Annotated in this window: 14 protein-coding genes and 2 tRNA genes; all 16 read right to left on the bottom strand. The window is 44.9% G+C overall.

Features of this window, described 5'->3' with window-relative positions; translation table 11 throughout:
- Positions 1–17 precede the first annotated feature (17 nt).
- The 16 genes from BTO30_RS10205 to BTO30_RS10285 all read right to left on the bottom strand — a co-directional run bounded on the left by BTO30_RS10205 (position 18) and on the right by BTO30_RS10285 (position 16383).
- Positions 18–806: a two-component system regulatory protein YycI gene (locus BTO30_RS10205; protein ID WP_075398627.1), complete on the bottom strand. Its 789-nt coding sequence runs from the start codon at positions 804–806 to the stop codon at positions 18–20.
- The gene (locus tag BTO30_RS10210; protein ID WP_075398628.1) at positions 793–2130 is read right to left on the bottom strand and encodes a YycH family regulatory protein; all 1338 of its coding nucleotides are present in this window, start codon (positions 2128–2130) and stop codon (positions 793–795) included. The genes BTO30_RS10205 and BTO30_RS10210 overlap by 14 nt, the downstream gene beginning before the upstream one ends.
- Positions 2127–3950 carry a cell wall metabolism sensor histidine kinase WalK gene (gene walK / locus BTO30_RS10215; RefSeq protein ID WP_075398629.1) on the bottom strand — a complete coding sequence of 608 codons (1824 nt, stop codon included), beginning with the start codon at positions 3948–3950 and terminating at the stop codon, positions 2127–2129. Before walK ends, BTO30_RS10210 begins: the two co-directional genes overlap by 4 nt.
- Before the next feature lie 5 nt (positions 3951–3955).
- Complete coding sequence (yycF, locus tag BTO30_RS10220) at positions 3956–4666, bottom strand: response regulator YycF (protein ID WP_075398630.1); 711 nt, start codon at positions 4664–4666, stop codon at positions 3956–3958.
- A gap of 199 nt (positions 4667–4865) precedes the next feature.
- Positions 4866–4938: transfer RNA gene (locus BTO30_RS10230), tRNA-Phe, on the bottom strand.
- Positions 4939–5081: 143 nt separating this feature from the next.
- Positions 5082–5158, bottom strand: a tRNA-Asp gene (locus tag BTO30_RS10235).
- A gap of 377 nt (positions 5159–5535) precedes the next feature.
- Complete coding sequence (locus BTO30_RS10240) at positions 5536–6822, bottom strand: adenylosuccinate synthase (protein WP_075398632.1); 1287 nt, start codon at positions 6820–6822, stop codon at positions 5536–5538.
- A 160-nt stretch (positions 6823–6982) separates the two neighbouring features.
- A complete protein-coding gene (gene dnaB, locus BTO30_RS10245; protein WP_075398633.1) occupies positions 6983–8347 on the bottom strand; it encodes a replicative DNA helicase in 1365 nt (454 codons plus the stop codon).
- A gap of 54 nt (positions 8348–8401) precedes the next feature.
- Entirely contained in the window at positions 8402–8851 is a 450-nt protein-coding gene (gene rplI, locus BTO30_RS10250; RefSeq protein WP_075398634.1) for a 50S ribosomal protein L9, read from the bottom strand.
- A complete protein-coding gene (locus BTO30_RS10255) occupies positions 8848–10821 on the bottom strand; it encodes a DHH family phosphoesterase (RefSeq protein WP_075398635.1) in 1974 nt (657 codons plus the stop codon). The genes rplI and BTO30_RS10255 overlap by 4 nt, the downstream gene beginning before the upstream one ends.
- A 65-nt stretch (positions 10822–10886) precedes the next feature.
- Positions 10887–11852 (bottom strand): YybS family protein, encoded by a 966-nt coding sequence (locus tag BTO30_RS10260; RefSeq protein ID WP_075398636.1) that lies wholly within the window; start codon positions 11850–11852, stop codon positions 10887–10889.
- A 93-nt stretch (positions 11853–11945) separates the two neighbouring features.
- Positions 11946–13925 (bottom strand): methyl-accepting chemotaxis protein, encoded by a 1980-nt coding sequence (locus BTO30_RS10265; protein WP_075398637.1) that lies wholly within the window; start codon positions 13923–13925, stop codon positions 11946–11948.
- Positions 13926–14262: 337 nt separating this feature from the next.
- Positions 14263–14499, bottom strand: a complete 237-nt coding sequence (rpsR, locus tag BTO30_RS10270) for a 30S ribosomal protein S18 (protein WP_046176393.1) — start codon at positions 14497–14499, stop codon at positions 14263–14265.
- Positions 14500–14522: 23 nt separating this feature from the next.
- Positions 14523–15062 (bottom strand): single-stranded DNA-binding protein, encoded by a 540-nt coding sequence (ssb, locus tag BTO30_RS10275; protein ID WP_075398638.1) that lies wholly within the window; start codon positions 15060–15062, stop codon positions 14523–14525.
- Between the two features lie 76 nt (positions 15063–15138).
- Entirely contained in the window at positions 15139–15432 is a 294-nt protein-coding gene (rpsF, locus tag BTO30_RS10280) for a 30S ribosomal protein S6 (protein ID WP_075398639.1), read from the bottom strand.
- A 219-nt stretch (positions 15433–15651) separates the two neighbouring features.
- The gene (locus BTO30_RS10285; RefSeq protein WP_158023586.1) at positions 15652–16383 is read right to left on the bottom strand and encodes an ABC transporter permease; all 732 of its coding nucleotides are present in this window, start codon (positions 16381–16383) and stop codon (positions 15652–15654) included.
- Between the last annotated feature and the right edge of the window lie 110 nt (positions 16384–16493).

Genomic DNA, 16493 nt, shown 5'->3' on the forward strand with positions numbered 1-16493 from the left:
TATTCCACTCCAGTTAATTACGACTCTTTTTTCGTCTGATAAATCGATCCGTCATAGGCGTTTACGTAAATTTCTTCCGTTTCATCGTCTTTTCTCAGCTGAAAATACCACGTCGGCGACAGCACTTGCGATTCCGTCAGCTGCACAAGGGTGTAATAGCCGAGTTCCGCATTGGCAATTTCGCTGTCAGGCTGGATAAGTCCGTTTTTATACAGCGCATCAATGGCTTGAAATGCAGGCAAAATCGCTTCTTCATCCCGATTTTCATCGATGTCTGACAGCATCGTCTGCTTGTAGCCGATAATATTTTCATTCTCATCCAGCTGTACTGTTAGCAGGCCGCTTATATTTTCAAAAAGCTTTTTATCATCAAACTGCTGATAAAAAATAACCGTTTGTGCATCGCGGTCCCGCTTCCAGTATGAATAATGCTCGCCATGAAGCACATTATTTTTTACAAATGAGACGATTTTTTCACGCGCCGCGCCGTCTGTATCATACGGTTTGTCCAGTTCACTGACAATTTCCGTTTCACCGTTTTGTATGTTGATCGTTTGATTCGTATAGAAAAGAAATTCTTTTTTTGAAAAAGTTTTCGGCTTGGCTGTCACAATGGATAATTCACCAGCATCCACCGGCAGCTTCTCGTACTCAATCCTATCGGAACGCAGCTTTTCTTCAATGGAGGCCTCTTTGATTACTTCGAACCGGCCGGCCCCATATTTGTTAAAAAACATGACAGCTAGAAACAGATCGAGCACAAGAAAAACGGCAATAAAAATGGTTTTCGTTTTACTCCAGTCCATCGGCCGCTCCTCCTTCATCCGTCTCTAGCCGAAGCCACGCGCCGTTATATTCATAGTACCAGGAAGGCTCCAGTGCTAAAATTTTGGGCGATTCACGCTCCACTGTCATATCATAGCCGATGCGCATATCCGTCAAAAGGGTCGGATCAATATCTTGGTTGAGCACTTTACCCAGCGCCTCTTCTCCGCTGTCGAGCTCAACCGGGGCTCCTGTTTCGGGAAGCGGATTATCCAGCTGAATCGTAGAGGATGGCCGTTCATATTGGTAAATGCGATCACGCCCCCAAATTTGATTCAGTTCTGACATGCCCTGTGCGTTAAAAACCGGGAAATCCCCGGAAAATAACCGGTAGCTGATGAGAGAGGAACCCGGTTCTGCTCTGAACAGCCGGTACTCATCCACCCAGCCGTTATGGTCATTGACAAAGCTGATACTTTTATCGATAAGCTGATCGAGTGCCATCGCCTGACCGATTTCCGCTTCCTGCGCCGGATTCACGTACCGGATGACACCGGTACTGTGATTGACCCGCATTAAACTTGAACCGTCCGTATATTCATCGCTTCCTGTCCGTGAACCTCGCCGAACATAACTCGGATCATTAAATAATGCTTTTTTAAACGTGTCGGCATCAATTTGTTCCGGTAAATATTTTTGCACAGACAATACTGGCGGCTGCTCTCTTATAAACAAGAGCGATCCATTTGGAATTTGATGGGCGATGTACCGCTCCAAACGATCTGATTTTTTTAAAAACCGTGTTTTAAAGGCAGGTAGTGACGGCGATTCGACCCGGCTTTTAAATACAAGCCGTTCCTCTACAGAAACGAAGTAAACAGACGCGCTGTCACTCTGTCCTTCCGTTCCGGCAATAACAATCCGGTTAAATACGGCATTTGGCACGGCCGACTCATTAAACATCAACATATTTTTAATTGTGTTGAACGGAATGGATGATGTAAAAAACAGCTCCACCCGTGAATTACCGGTGAGCAGCTCCTTAAACTGCTGCTCGTTCAATGTACCTGAAATATTTTCCGGCTCATAAAACGTCCACTCGGCCATTTGCTCCATCACCCACGTCAGTTCTTCCTCCGCGACTGTTCCATAATGATCGTTTTGCAAATGAGCGACAATTTTAGATGGTTTCAACAGCTCAGAAACCTTTTGCTGCTGTCCGATCTCCACTTCAGTAACGATTTCATTTGAACCATCTGTTATCGTTTCATAAGAAGGCTGGTAGTTCCAGATGCCCCATGTGAATGCCAGACTTATAAGTACGAGTAATGCGAGGGCAACGGATTTGATTTTTTCATAATTCATTCCCAATCATCCTCTTCGGAAAGATCCGCCGGCAGTGTAAAGAAAATAGTCGTTCCTTTTCCTTCAATACTTGTTGCCCAGATGTGGCCGCCGTGAGCGGTAATGAGTTCTTTTGCAATGGCTAAACCAAGACCCGTGCCGCCCATTTTACGGGAGCGGGCACGGTCTACACGATAAAAACGTTCGAAAATGCGATCAAGGCTTTTTTTCGGAATCCCCATTCCCTGATCGCTGATGCTGACCTGAATGGTGCTGCCGTGCTCTTCCACTTTAAATGAAACAAGCCCGCCTTCAGGTGAATATTTCAACGCATTGGAGATAATATTATCAATAACCTGCGTTAATTTATCCTGATCGATTGTCACATAAATCGGGTAGCGCGGCAGCTTGCGGCGGAATGTGACTTCCTGTGATTTCGTCATTTCGAACCGGTCGATAATCTTATTGAAAAATTCAATAAAGTCCGTATCTTTTTTGGTTAAATTGTATTCATGGCTGTCAAACTTCGATAGCTGGAGCAAGTCATTGACGAGCCGGATCATCCGCTCTGTTTCTGTTTGTGTGACATCCAGAAAATTCGGCGCAATATCCGGGTCCTGCCAGGCGCCGTCAGCGAGCGCTTCTAAATAGCTGCGCATCGTTGTCAGCGGCGTCCGCAGTTCATGCGAAACGTTTGTAACGAATTCACGCCGCTCCATTTCAATTTTTTCCTGCTCGGTAATATCATGCAGGACGGTAATAAGGCCATTTACAAATCCGGTTTCTTTTTGAATAACGGAAAAATTGGCCCGCAAAATGTACGGACGATCATGCGTGCTGTAATCGAGAATAACCGAGTCCTGTTCATTCAGTAAATCATCAAATGAATAATCTTCTTCCAAATTTAACAGAGATACAATCGGCTGTGAAATAACTGTTTCACGTGAAACATTCAGCATTTTCGAAGCCGGTTCGTTAATTAAAATAACGCGTCCGCGGCGGTCTGTGGCAATAACCCCATCTGTCATATAGGAAAGGACCGATGACAGCTTGCGGCGCTCGCCTTCTGTCGTCGCCTGCGCTTCCTGAAGCCGCTTCGTCAAGTTATTGAACGTCACGGCCAGCTCGCCGATTTCATCCTGTCCGTACACCTTTACCTTACGGGAGAAGTTTCCTTTTCCAAGAGCAACCGCCTGGCGTCTCATATCCGTAATCGGCCGCGTAATGGTTCTGGCCAGTGTAATGCCAAGCACAGCCGTAATGGCCAATGCCAGAATTGCCGCAGAAAATAAAATTTCATTAATGTCTTCCAGCTGGCTGAATACCGTTTCGACATTGCCGATTAAATAAACCGCGCCAATGACTTCACTGTTGGATGAAATAGGCGACGTATATACCCAGACACGCTGGCCGGTCCGCTCATCAATAAACATATTGTCTTCCGCTGCACCGGCGGAGAGTGACCTTTTCACGGCAATTTCGGTCATCCTTTGCCCGACAACCCCCTGGTTGCTCACATCCGATGTGCCGATAATCCGGCTCCGTTCATCAATAACACGCACTTCTTTAATATCACTGGCGGAAAAATCCTCCAAAATACGCCGAATGTCCTGCTCCAGCGTATTGGACTCTTCATCACGCTCTTTCAGCATTTCTTCACGTAAATTGTACTCGAGTAAATTAACGCGTTCCTGCAGAGAGCTTTTAAAGTTAGTCACAAATTTTTCTTCAAGCGAGTTGACAAAATACACACTGATAATTTGCATCGCAAACAAAATAAGCAGCACGTATATAAGCACAAATTTCATCTGAATCGAACGAAAAAAACCTACCCGTTTCATTTAAGTTACTCCTGCTCTGGATTACGCAAGTAGTAGCCTACTCCTCTTCGCGTCACGATCCATGACGGGTGGCTCGGATTATCTTCAATCTTTTCACGCAATCGGCGCACAGTCACATCCACCGTCCGGACATCTCCGTAGTAATCGTAGCCCCACACCGTCTGCAGTAAATGTTCACGCGTCATCACCTGGCCGATATGTTTCGCCAAATAATGAAGCAATTCAAATTCACGGTGCGTCAATTCGATCGTTTCGCCCCGTTTGGAGACGATATAAGCATCCGGATGAATCGTCAGCGCGCCGACCATAATTTCATTCGTATCTACCTGTTCCTCTTCCTGTACAGGCACTGCCTGATGACGGCGCAGATTCGCTTTTACGCGGGCAATCAACTCACGCGTTGAAAACGGCTTTGTCACATAGTCATCCGCTCCGAGTTCAAGACCGAGCACCTTATCAATCTCCGAGTCTTTGGCCGTCAGCATAATGATCGGCATTTCATATTTTTTGCGCACTTCCCGGCACACCTCCATGCCATCACGTCCCGGAAGCATAATATCAAGCAAAACGAGATCCGGCTGCATTTCTTCCACCATCTCGACAGCCTGGTCGCCGTCATACGCACATTGCACGTCGTATCCTTCTTTTTTCAAATTAAACTGCAAAATATCTGCAATTGGCCTTTCATCATCTACAACCAATATCTTCTTTTGCATAATCTATATCCCTCACTTCTTTTCGATGAGTAGTAAAAGATGGCTTCAAATATTATATTTTATCATATTTGCGCTACTTTCGCTTTTCTTAACTTTATCATGAACAGCAGTTCCGTGACATCCGGCTTCCGGCCAGTAAAGATTTTGTAAAATAACAAAAAGCACCACGGGAGCGAAATCACCGCGATGCTTTTTTTTATGGCTCAGGACGGAATCGAACCGCCGACACAAGGATTTTCAGTCCTTTGCTCTACCAACTGAGCTACTGAGCCGATATCTAATGAAAAATTCATAAATTGGAGCTGCTGGGCCGTACAAGCGATTTTTTAAAAAAACATAGCGGCCGTGATCGTGAAGGACATTTCATAGGTGCGGACGGCCGCCATCAAGACATAACGTTAGGTTAAAGTAAAAATGGCGGTCCGGACGGGACTCGAACCCGCGACCTCCTGCGTGACAGGCAGGCATTCTAACCAACTGAACTACCGGACCAATTTAATGATATGATCAAAAGCTAACTTCACGGCGTCCTGCCGCAACGCTTTTGTGACCTGCTCAGCAGGCCCTAATATTGTTTACCAGCAACGTTGTTAATAGTATCACATGCCTACAGGGGTGACAATACATTTTTAAAAAATTTGTCATAATAAACGAATAAAACGATGAAATTTTGACAATTTTGCGTCTATTTCCAAACATTCCAAGCCAAATATCGTCATTTTATGCGGTATTTAATGAAAACAACAGGATATATGGGTAAAATTCGTTTTAACGTGAGCGTGACTAAGTTCCTATTATTGTAACCATTTTTCTTTTTTCTTAACCAAATAAAGAACCGACTCCGGAAAAGGAATCGGTTTTCATAAAAATTAGCTCCAGACGCTGCGAACAACGTTTGTCTGGTTGCGGTCCGGTCCTACAGAGAACACAGAAAGCGGGATACCTGTCAGCTGTGATACGCGCTCGATATAGTGACGTGCGTTTGCAGGCAGCTCGTTCAAGTCTTTTACCCCTGTAATGTCTTCTGTCCAGCCAGGGAGCTCTTCATATACAGGCTCACATTCTGCGAGTGTACGCAGGTTAGCCGGATACTCGGTAATAAGCTCTCCTTTGTAACGATAAGCAGTACAGATTTTCAACGTTTCAATGCCCGTCAATACATCGATTGAGTTCAATGAAAGATCCGTCAATCCACTGACGCGGCGTGCATGGCGGACGACAACACTGTCAAACCAGCCGACACGGCGCGGACGGCCAGTTGTTGTACCATATTCGCGGCCTACTTCACGGATCCGATCGCCGATTTCATTGTTTAATTCAGTCGGGAATGGACCGTCGCCAACACGTGTTGTGTACGCTTTTGATACGCCGACAACATGCGTGATTTTCGATGGGCCGACACCAGAACCGATTGTCACGCCTCCTGCAACAGGGTTCGATGATGTAACAAACGGATATGTTCCCTGATCGATATCAAGCATTACGCCCTGAGCACCTTCAAATAGTACGCGGCGGCCTTCGTCAAGCGCGTCGTTCAACACAACAGATGTGTCGCAGACAAGGTGTTTGATTTGCTGTCCGTACTCGTAATATTCATCAAGAATATCTTCTACTTTAAATCCTTCCGTTTCATAGAAACGCTCTAAAAGACGGTTCTTTTCCGCAATATTATGCGTTAATTTTTCTTCAAATGTTTCACGGTCCAAAAGGTCAGCCATGCGGATACCCATACGCGCTGCTTTATCCATGTAGGCAGGGCCGATTCCTTTTTTTGTCGTGCCGATTTTATTGGCGCCTTTACGCTCTTCTTCCACTTCATCAATTTTCAAATGATAAGGGAGAATAACGTGTGCACGGTTTGAAATACGGAGATTATCGGTTGATACACCGTGGCCGTGCAAATATTCAAGTTCTTTAACAAGCGCTTTTGGATCTACAACCATCCCGTTGCCGATCACACAAATTTTATCCGAATAAAAAATACCGGATGGGATTAAATGAAGTTTGTATGTAACACCGTTGAATTTAATAGTATGGCCTGCATTGTTGCCGCCTTGATAACGGGCAACGACTTCTGCGTTTTCAGAAAGAAAATCCGTGACTTTCCCTTTTCCTTCATCGCCCCACTGTGTTCCTACTACTACTACTGATGACATTTTTTGCACCTCCGAAGGTTCATGAAAAACGTTTTCTCAAACACAATTATTTTACCAGTAAAAAACATGGTTCGTCAAACAGAAAAGACGAACATTTTTATATTATTTCTAAAAATTCATTCGCTTTTGCATAAAAAAAGCTAGCAATTCGCTGACTTTTTTATGCTCCGGGCGGCGCGGACATGTCATCCAGTCGCCGCTCTACATTCACAAATTTATTATATTCTTTTACGAAAGCAAGCTCGACTGTTCCGGTCGGACCGTTCCGCTGCTTGGCAATAATGATCTCGATCATATTTTTATTTTCCGATTCTTTATCGTAATAGTCATCACGATACAAAAACGCGACAATGTCGGCATCCTGCTCGATTGAACCCGACTCACGGATATCCGACATCATCGGCCGCTTATCCTGCCGCTGCTCCACGCCGCGGGACAGCTGGGAAAGCGCAATAACCGGCACTTCAAGTTCACGGGCGAGAGCCTTTAATGAACGGGAGATTTCCGATACTTCCTGCTGACGGTTTTCACCAGAGCGGCCATTTCCTTGAATGAGCTGCAGGTAGTCAATTAAAATCATGCCAAGCCCCTGTTCCTGCTTCAAACGGCGGCACTTGGACCGGATTTCACCGATACGGACACCCGGCGTATCATCGATGTAAATACCGGAATTGGACAAGCTTCCCATCGCCATCGTCAATTTACGCCAGTCTTCATCTGATAAGGAACCGGTCCGCAAATTTTGTGCATTAATATTCCCTTCCGCACACAGCATCCGCATGACAAGCTGTTCCGCACCCATCTCAAGGCTAAAAATCGCAACGGTCTCATCTGTATTTGTCGCCACGTTTTGCGCGATATTGAGGGCAAACGCGGTCTTACCGACAGATGGACGGGCTGCGACGATAATGAGATCATTCCGCTGAAATCCCGCTGTCATTCGGTCCAGCTCCGCAAATCCGGTTGGAATTCCGGTCACATCGCCTTTCCGGTTGTGAAGCAGTTCGATATTGTCATACGTTCGGACAAGCACATCTTTTATATTATGAAACGCACCGGCATTTTTTCGCTGCGCCACTTCCATAATGCTTTTTTCGGCTTCGCTTAAGAGCCCTTCCACTTCATCTTCCCGCTCATAGCCTTCCTGGGCAATCGTTGTTGCCGTCCGGATCAGACGGCGCAGAAGTGATTTTTCCTCCACAATGCGGGCGTAATATTCAATATTGGCGGCGGTCGGTACAGAGGCCGCCAGTTCACTTAAATACGAAATACCGCCGACATCTTCAATGTGTTTTGCGGCGGCAAGATCTTCCGTTACCGTCACAACGTCTACCGCTTTCCCATGATCGCCGAGCTTCAGCATGGTTAAGTAAATTTGCTGGTGGGCACTCCGGTAAAAATCTTCCGGGATTAATATTTCAGATGCGACCGTTAACGCGGAAGGTTCTAAAAAGATCGCTCCCAGTACGGCCTGCTCTGCTTCAATATTTTGCGGCGGTACGCGGTCCGTTAATACATCGCTCATATTCACCCTCCTTGCGCAAAAAATGTGACCAGAAAAATCCGATCACATTTTTTATTATTTTTCTTCTGTTACGTGCACTTTCAAAACAGCTGTTACTTCGTTGTGTAATTTCACCGGCACGTTTGTATAGCCAAGGCCGCGGATACCGTCCGGCAGATCCATTTTCCGCTTATCTAGTTTAATTTTGTGCGTTTTATTCAATTCGTCCGCGACTTGCTTTGCCGTAACAGAACCGAAGAGACGGCCGCCTTCACCTGTTTTCGCGTGTAATTCCACCGTTAATTTTTCAACGGTTTCTTTTAATTGTTTCGCCTCTTCCAGCTCCTGTGCGGCAATGGCCGCCTGCTTTTTCTTCTGGGCATCAAGTGTATGCTGATTACCCGACGTTGCTTCGACTGCATAGCCGTTTTTTATTAAAAAGTTATGCGCGTAGCCATCCGCCACGTTTTTCACTTCACCTTTTTTTCCTTTTCCTTTGACATCTTTCAAAAAAATGACTTTCATTCTGCTGTTCCTCCTTCAGTCAATTCGTCAATGACGCGGCATAGCTCCATTTCCGCATCTTCTACCGATACATCTTTAATCTGCGTCGCTGCATTTGTTAAGTGACCGCCGCCGTTCATTTGCTCCATGATGATCTGCACATTCACATCCCCAAGCGAACGGGCGCTTATTCCAACGGTTTCCTCTCCTCTTCTTGCAATGACAAACGATGCCTGCACACCATTCATCGTAAGCAGCGTATCGGCTGCCTGAGCAATCAATACAGAATCGTATACGTAATCGTCATCGCCTTTCGCAATGGCCAGACCATCCTTATAAAAATAGACGGTTTCGATAAGCTGGCCGCGTTGAATATAGGTGCCAAGATCTTCTTTTAAAAACTTTTGGACGAGAATGGTATCCGCTCCATGTGTGCGCAAGTAAGCAGCCGCATCAAATGTCCGGGCACCGGTGCGGAGTGAAAAACTTTTCGTATCGACAATAATACCGGATAGAAGCGCTGTCGCTTCAAGCATCGATATTTTTTTCGTTTTCGGCTGATACTCAAGCAGCTCTGTCACAAGCTCGGCTGTCGATGACGCATACGGCTCCATATAAACGAGAAGCGGATTTTTAATAAATTCTTCTCCGCGCCGGTGATGGTCAATCACGACAACCCGCTCTGCTTTTGAGAGCAGCTTTTCTTCAATGACCAATGATGGCTTGTGTGTGTCGACAACCACAAGCAGCGTTTTATTCGTCGCAATTTCCAATGCTTCTTCCGGTGTAATCACACGGGAATAAAGATCCGGATTTTGCTCTTTTAATTCTTTCAGCAGCCGCTTCACAGCCGTGTCAATTTGAGAAAAATCAATGACAATATATCCTTCACGGCCGTTCAGTTCGGCGACATAGCGAATCCCCATGGAAGCGCCGACTGCGTCCATATCGGGATATTTATGTCCCATCACAATCACTTTATCGCTGTCAACAACAATGTCACAAAGCGCGTGGGAAATTACCCGTGCTCTTACACGTGTCCGTTTTTCCGTCGGGTTTGTTTTTCCGCCGTAAAACTTTACTTTCCCGTCACTTTGTTTAATGGCTGCCTGGTCCCCTCCGCGGCCAAGCGCCAAATCAAGGCTGGACTGTGCAACATCACCCAGTTCAGGAAGCGGCAGCAGTCCCTGTCCAATTCCGATACTAAGTGTCAGCGGAGCGTGATGCTTTGCTGTCTCTTCCCGCACTTCATCTAAGATCGAAAATTTAGTCTCCTCGAGCGTGCGTAAAATACGTTCATTTAACACAGCAAAAAATCGATCGGAAGAAATCCGCTTTAAATACATGCCGTTTTCTTTCGCCCAGTTATTAAGCATAGACGTCACAAGGCTGTTTAAGCTGCTGCGCGTCTGATCATCCATTCCCTGCGTCAAATCGTCATAGTTATCGAGAAAAATAATGCTTAATGCCGTTTTCTCCTCTTCAAAACGCTGTGCGGTTTTTTCCTGTTTTGTGACATCAAAAAAATACACAAGCCGCTCTTCCGGCTTAGAAATGACACGAAAAAGGCTGTCTTGAAGCGAAATAACCGTTTCCTTTTCTCCTTTAATGACGGCGGGAATCTGCTCCGCAATTTCATAAAGAGATGCGCCCACAAGCGTCTCTTCTTTAAAATACGACGTCAAAAAGGCATTCGCCCATTCAACTTCATATTCCTTGTTGTAAAGAAGTATTCCAATCGGCAGCTCTTGAAGCGTTTCATCGCCTGCCTTTTCCAGCCTGTAAGACAGTGTGGACACATATTGTTCCACTTCTTGATGAAGCTTTTTTTCTGCCATATACAAAAACAGGAGAAGGAAAATCGTAACCGCGGTCATCACAATACCTGCCAGGTTATGAAACGTCAGCATCCAGATTGATGCGGCAGTCAGCACAAGACCGATAACGATCAGCAGCGATTGAATGATTCGCCTGTTATAATACGAAAGCATAGCTTCAGCTCCTAATTGTAAAACTCCATTAAACGCCTTTAATGGAGCCGATTTTAAAAAGCATATTACGGCTTTTTCTGCATTCGCTGTCTTAAATCAAATCCTAAGTCAATTATACCTAATAATCGGATAAGATAAAGGACTGGAATGACCGGAATCGATAAAATCGCAATAATAACAGGAATAGCTTTCGGCCATTTTTTGCGGTGGGCAAAAAAGAAGACGAACGACAATCCCTGTATATATAAGCAGGCCTGCAAAATAAACATCACATTTATATAGATGTCATACCACAATGTCCCCTCTTCCGGTTTGACGAGCAGCGCCCCGATCATAAAAAAAAGATAGTACCATAAAATAGAACGCGGAAGCCTTACCGTCCGAAATGGATTTAAGGGCTTTGTTTGAATTCCGAGCCTTTTCGCGATCGGATAGTTAATAAGCATTAATAGAAATACGATGAAAAATGCCGTCACGACAAATAATGCCGGCAGTATATCATTAATATATTGAATGGCTGCATCTATTTGTTCAGGTGTATAGACAGGTGCACTTTCTAACATAGCGCTCGTGTCATTCATCGATTGTTTAACTAAATCTCCTAATTGATCGACAACAGACAAACCCAGCAGCTGGATAGTAGCAATGTACTGGATAATGATGTTCAGAAGAAAGGTTAAGCTCCCCGCCATATAAATCATCCAATTATCATATTTCCTGCGCACCATTGTCCCTATCACAACACCGGTGATTCCGTACATGAACACAACCGGCAGCGCAACCGGACCGGCAATGATAAAGGTAACCGCCACCGAACCAACAAACATCATCAATGCCGGACCGAGCCCATATTTCGCACTGTAAATAAAAAAAGGCAGCAGCAAAAAGATGACGCCGACAACCGACAAAATCGGTACATACACTGAAATAAGAAGCAGCACCGTAAAAAGCGCCAGCATGAGTGCCCCTTCTGTTATCACTTTCGTTCTTCCCACTTCAACACTCCGTTCATACGCCGTACAATCCGGCATTCTCCTTCTTTATTCTACATTCCTTTCTTTGTCCATTCAACTTTAAAAGCAAAACAGCCCGAACAAAAGATCGGACTGTTTCCATTCATGGTTTTATATGTGGAATTGCCGGATTGCCGTAATCAACTCCTCATTTAATGAAGCAAGCTGCTCAGATGCCGCCGCAACTCCCTCAATCGCTGTAAGCTGGTTTTTTGTCCGATCCTGCACTTCTTCACAGGATGCAGCGGAAAAGCGGGCTTCTTCTGCTAAATGGCCGACAGTTTGCACAACGATATCTTTTTCATGATTGGCTGTCCGGATACTGTCAGCCATTTCTGAAATGGCTTCTTCCATTTTATTCATCAATTCACCTTGATTCGCAAAGACACTTTCCGTTTCGCGCACTGCGTCTGTCTGTGTCATGATATGATCACCCGCCTGCCCCATTGTATCGATGGCATGTTCAGAACCGTTTTGGACAGCCGCAATCTTTTTATGAATTTCTCCAGCGGCTGTATTCGTCTGTTCGGCCAGCTTTCTCACTTCCTGTGCGACAACCGCAAACCCTTTTCCATGCTCGCCGGCACGTGCCGCTTCAATCGAGGCATTTAATGCAAGCAAATTCGTCTGCGCGGAAATATCTTCAATGACATGGACAATGCTTTCAATGCGGGTAATGTCTTCAGCCAGTGTGCGGATCGCTGTCATGGCCGCATCCATCCGTCCAGCTGATGCATCCATCGAAGACGCGACAGCCGTAACATGCGCTGTTCCTTTTCCAGCCGCTTCTGCCGCCTGCTGTGCGAGTTCAGACATAGCGGATGCTTCCTCTGAAATCGAACTGATTAAATGACCGAGTTCACTGGAACGGTCAGCTGCTTTTTTTGACCCGTGCGCCGCTCGTTCCGTCCCGTCTGTTAATTCCTCAAGTGCTGAAAAGGCCATTGTACCCGATTCATTAATTTCCTGCACAGCCGCATTTAAATGATGGATCGCTTCACGCACATTGGCTGCCGCATCATTGGTTACTTCCACAATGCCACGCATTTTTCCCACCATGCCGTTAAAATTATTTCCAAGTTGCGCCACTTCATCTTTTCCTGTTGTACGAACGGATGTCTGCAGATCCCCCTCTGCCACACGCCGTACAGACTCATTCAGTTTTTTGATCGGCTTCGTAATGTTAGAAGATAACATTGAAATGACGAAAATAACTAATAATAAAACCGAAAAGGCAGTAATCGCAAGGAGTTTCTTCATTTCATTCGACACGTCGAATAAATGCTGTTTTTCATAAACAGCGCCAATTTTCCAGCCTGTTTTGCCGACGGTATCATACACGACTAACCCGCTGTCCGTTTCAATAACACCGTTTTGATCGCCTTTAATAATAGCTGCCATCACCGGATCTTTTGACACATCCTGTCCTTTTTCTGTCGGGTGGATAATCGCTTTTCCTTCGTTTGATAAAATGACCGGATAACCGTTGTAGCCAATATTCAGTTCATTCATCCGATTGGTCATGCTTGTTAAATTAATATCCGTTCCGATGACCCCTAGTACATCTTCACCGCTCATAATCGCTTTAGAAACCGTAATGACATAATCCCCTGACTCGCTTTCGTACGGCTCGCTCCACACCGGATCTTTTGATTCAGCAGCCTCTTTGTACCATGCCTCTTCCACCGGATTAAAATCAGCAGACAGTGCGGTTGCCGGTGTCATTTTAAAGACACCGTTTTCAGATGCATAATAAACGCTCAGCGCATCTTTATATATTTCCGTATAGCGGTTAAACACTGATTGAACCTGTCTTTCCGCTTCATTATTAGGCTGAGTGGTAGAACGATATGTATTGGCATATTGAATGACTTGATTGGATTCCGAGAGCAATTGAACGCTTTCTTCATATTTTTGCAAAAAGACTGCTGCTGAATTATTCAGCTCTTTTACGAATCCCTGTGTTTGTGCCGTGGCATCTTCGGCTATTTTTTGTTCCGTTTTCCAGCCCGTAAAAAAAATAATAAAGGCAAACGCACAAATCAGCACGATCGTAATCGGAACAATCAATTTCATACGAATGGATTTCATTTGTATACCTACACCTTTCTCCCTATCTCCGCCTTCCATTATAGTGTTATATACCTAATATATTGTTGAGCCATTGTAAATTTTTTGTAAAATAGGGGTGTCACAGAAATTCATTTAAACATCTCTTTCTTCATTTCAATAGCCGGATTTTCTATGAATTCGGCCTTCAGCAAGTAGAACCCGTTCTTCCGTCTATACCTATGGGACATTATGATGATTGTTTCAAAAAAAGCACTACAATTTCAGCTGTATTCTGTATCAAAATGGGGTGTTTCTATTTTTTTAGACACAAAAAAGCGCAACGCTGAATGAATCAGCATTGCGCCTGTTTTAATTCTTATCTTTCTTCTCCAACGAATGGAAGAAGTGCTACTTGACGCGCACGTTTGATTGCGATTGTCAAACGGCGTTGGTATTTAGCGCTTGTTCCAGTTACGCGGCGTGGAAGAATTTTTCCACGTTCAGATACGAACTTTTTAAGCAAATCAACATCTTTGTAGTCGATATGTGTAATACCGTTAGATGTGAAATAACAAACCTTTTTACGCTTACGTCCACCTCTGCGTCCTGCCATGAGTTTCCCTCCCTCTTAAATTATTAGAATGGAAGATCGTCGTCTGAAATATCGATCGGCTGACCGTTATCTGCAAACGGATCTTCGTTCATTTTAGAATAACCGGCATCATTATTGCCGCGCTGTTGATTCTGCTGTTGCTGGCCAAACGGAAAGTCCTGATTGTTATTCCGCTGTTGTCCGCCAAAGTAAGCGCCGCCCTGCTGCTGAGGTGCATCGCTGTAGCTTCCGCCCCCGCTGCCTGAGCGTGGTTCAAGAAATTGGACACTATCTGCCTGAACTTCTGTCACGTAAACGCGCTTTCCATCCTGGCCTTCATAATTACGTGTCTGGATACGCCCTTCAACGCCGGCAAGACTTCCTTTTTTCAAGAAGTTTGCAACGTTTTCAGCTGGACGTCGCCAGATGACGCAGTTAATGAAATCCGCTTCCCGGTCACCCTGCTGGTTTGTGTACGTGCGGTTGACCGCAAGCGTAAATGTCGCAACCGCAACTCCATTTGGCGTATAGCGAAGTTCTGGATCTTTCGTTAAACGACCGACTAAAACCACCCGGTTTATCATCAGAATCAACTCCTTTTCTTTTAACATATTTTGTCAGGAAACATGTTGAAAAAGATGTGTATTTATTACGTTACGATTATTTCTCTTCTTCTTTAACAACGATATGACGGATAATGTCATCGCTGATTTTCGCAAGACGGTCAAACTCATTAACTGCAGCTGCGTTTTCAGCTTTAGCATGAATAAGCTGGTAGAAGCCTTCACGGAAATCATTGATTTCGTACGCTAAACGGCGTTTACCCCAATCTTTTGACTCGATGATCTCCGCGCCGTTTGAAGTAAGGATACCGTCAAAACGCTCAACTAGTGCTTTTTTCGCCTCATCTTCAATGTTCGGGCGGATAATGTACATGAATTCGTACTTTCTCATCTTCGTTCACCTCCTCGTGGACTATGCGGCCCTTCGATTCCCAAAGGGCAAGGAGTAAGTTTTCATTACTCACAAGTTGAAATTATAACATGAATCTCTCAACAGCGCAACATTGTTTAACAATCCGGCTCACTGGAACGTACTCATGACAGCAATTTTAGAGGTATTTTCGATACAGAACATAAGTTTGTTTTATACAAGTATTAAAACATACGCTGTTTAAAAAAAAGCTGGATACGTTAAAAAGCTGACCATAATGGAGGTAATGGCCGCATTGCCGAATATCGTTAATAAGATAACAAGCTGATATTTCACAGCAATGACCGGGGAAGCGCCGGCTATGATCGCCCCGGTCATCATACCCGGCAATTGAACAAGGCCGATTACTTTCATTGCTCCCACATTCGGAATAAGCGACGCTTTAACTTCTGCTTCAATCAAGTCCTGTGATGCCTGCCGGTTTGTTGCACCGAGCGCAAGTTTCCCCATAATCATCTCTTTTGTTGAATCAAATTCTCTCTTCAACCGGTCAAACGTTAAGCTGACTGCGACCATTGAGCTGCCGATAATCATCCCGCTCATAGGCAGAATATATTGCGCTTCATAACTCACAATATCGAACAATATCCAGATGATGACAGACACTATTTCTGCTGTGATAATTGCAAAAAAAGCAATCCTGAACGAGTGATGAAACACACCGCCTCGCCTTGCACAGGTCCTGGCTGCAATGATAATCATTAACAAAATGAGCAGCGTAAAGACGACTGGTGATTTTATTGAAAACACAAGTGTAATAAGATAGCCGATGCCCATTAATTGAACGAACGCCCGGATGGACGCAATAACGATGTCTTTTGAAATGCCGAGCTGCTGTTTATACGAAAGCCAGAGCGGCACCGTCATAAATAAAAAAGCAGCGAGCAGCGAGCCGGAGCTTATGTCTTTCAAAGAATCACCTCCATGACGAAAAAAGAAACTGTCCCGCAAGCCAGTCAGTGATGACATGCAGGACAGCCTCTCCTTGATTTTCGCATCAAAACGGCGTCATACTGCCTAAT

The sequence above is a fragment of the Domibacillus antri genome (assembly GCF_001936625.1).
GTDB classification, from domain to species: domain Bacteria; phylum Bacillota; class Bacilli; order Bacillales; family Domibacillaceae; genus Domibacillus; species Domibacillus antri.

Bases quoted from the DNA above. Each gene is read 5' to 3' on its own strand.
- ssb (WP_075398638.1), bottom strand. From the start codon at position 15,062: ATGATAAACCGGGTGGTTTTAGTCGGTCGTTTAACGAAAGATCCAGAA.
- yycF (WP_075398630.1), bottom strand. From the start codon at position 4,666: ATGCAAAAGAAGATATTGGTTGTAGATGATGAAAGGCCAATTGCAGAT.
- BTO30_RS10240 (WP_075398632.1), bottom strand. From the start codon at position 6,822: ATGTCATCAGTAGTAGTAGTAGGAACACAGTGGGGCGATGAAGGAAAA.
- walK (WP_075398629.1), bottom strand. From the start codon at position 3,950: ATGAAACGGGTAGGTTTTTTTCGTTCGATTCAGATGAAATTTGTGCTT.
- BTO30_RS10210 (WP_075398628.1), bottom strand. From the start codon at position 2,130: ATGAATTATGAAAAAATCAAATCCGTTGCCCTCGCATTACTCGTACTT.
- BTO30_RS10265 (WP_075398637.1), bottom strand. From the start codon at position 13,925: ATGAAATCCATTCGTATGAAATTGATTGTTCCGATTACGATCGTGCTG.
- rpsR (WP_046176393.1), bottom strand. From the start codon at position 14,499: ATGGCAGGACGCAGAGGTGGACGTAAGCGTAAAAAGGTTTGTTATTTC.
- rpsF (WP_075398639.1), bottom strand. From the start codon at position 15,432: ATGAGAAAGTACGAATTCATGTACATTATCCGCCCGAACATTGAAGAT.
- rplI (WP_075398634.1), bottom strand. From the start codon at position 8,851: ATGAAAGTCATTTTTTTGAAAGATGTCAAAGGAAAAGGAAAAAAAGGT.
- BTO30_RS10255 (WP_075398635.1), bottom strand. From the start codon at position 10,821: ATGCTTTCGTATTATAACAGGCGAATCATTCAATCGCTGCTGATCGTT.
- dnaB (WP_075398633.1), bottom strand. From the start codon at position 8,347: ATGAGCGATGTATTAACGGACCGCGTACCGCCGCAAAATATTGAAGCA.
- BTO30_RS10260 (WP_075398636.1), bottom strand. From the start codon at position 11,852: ATGCCGGATTGTACGGCGTATGAACGGAGTGTTGAAGTGGGAAGAACG.
- BTO30_RS10205 (WP_075398627.1), bottom strand. From the start codon at position 806: ATGGACTGGAGTAAAACGAAAACCATTTTTATTGCCGTTTTTCTTGTG.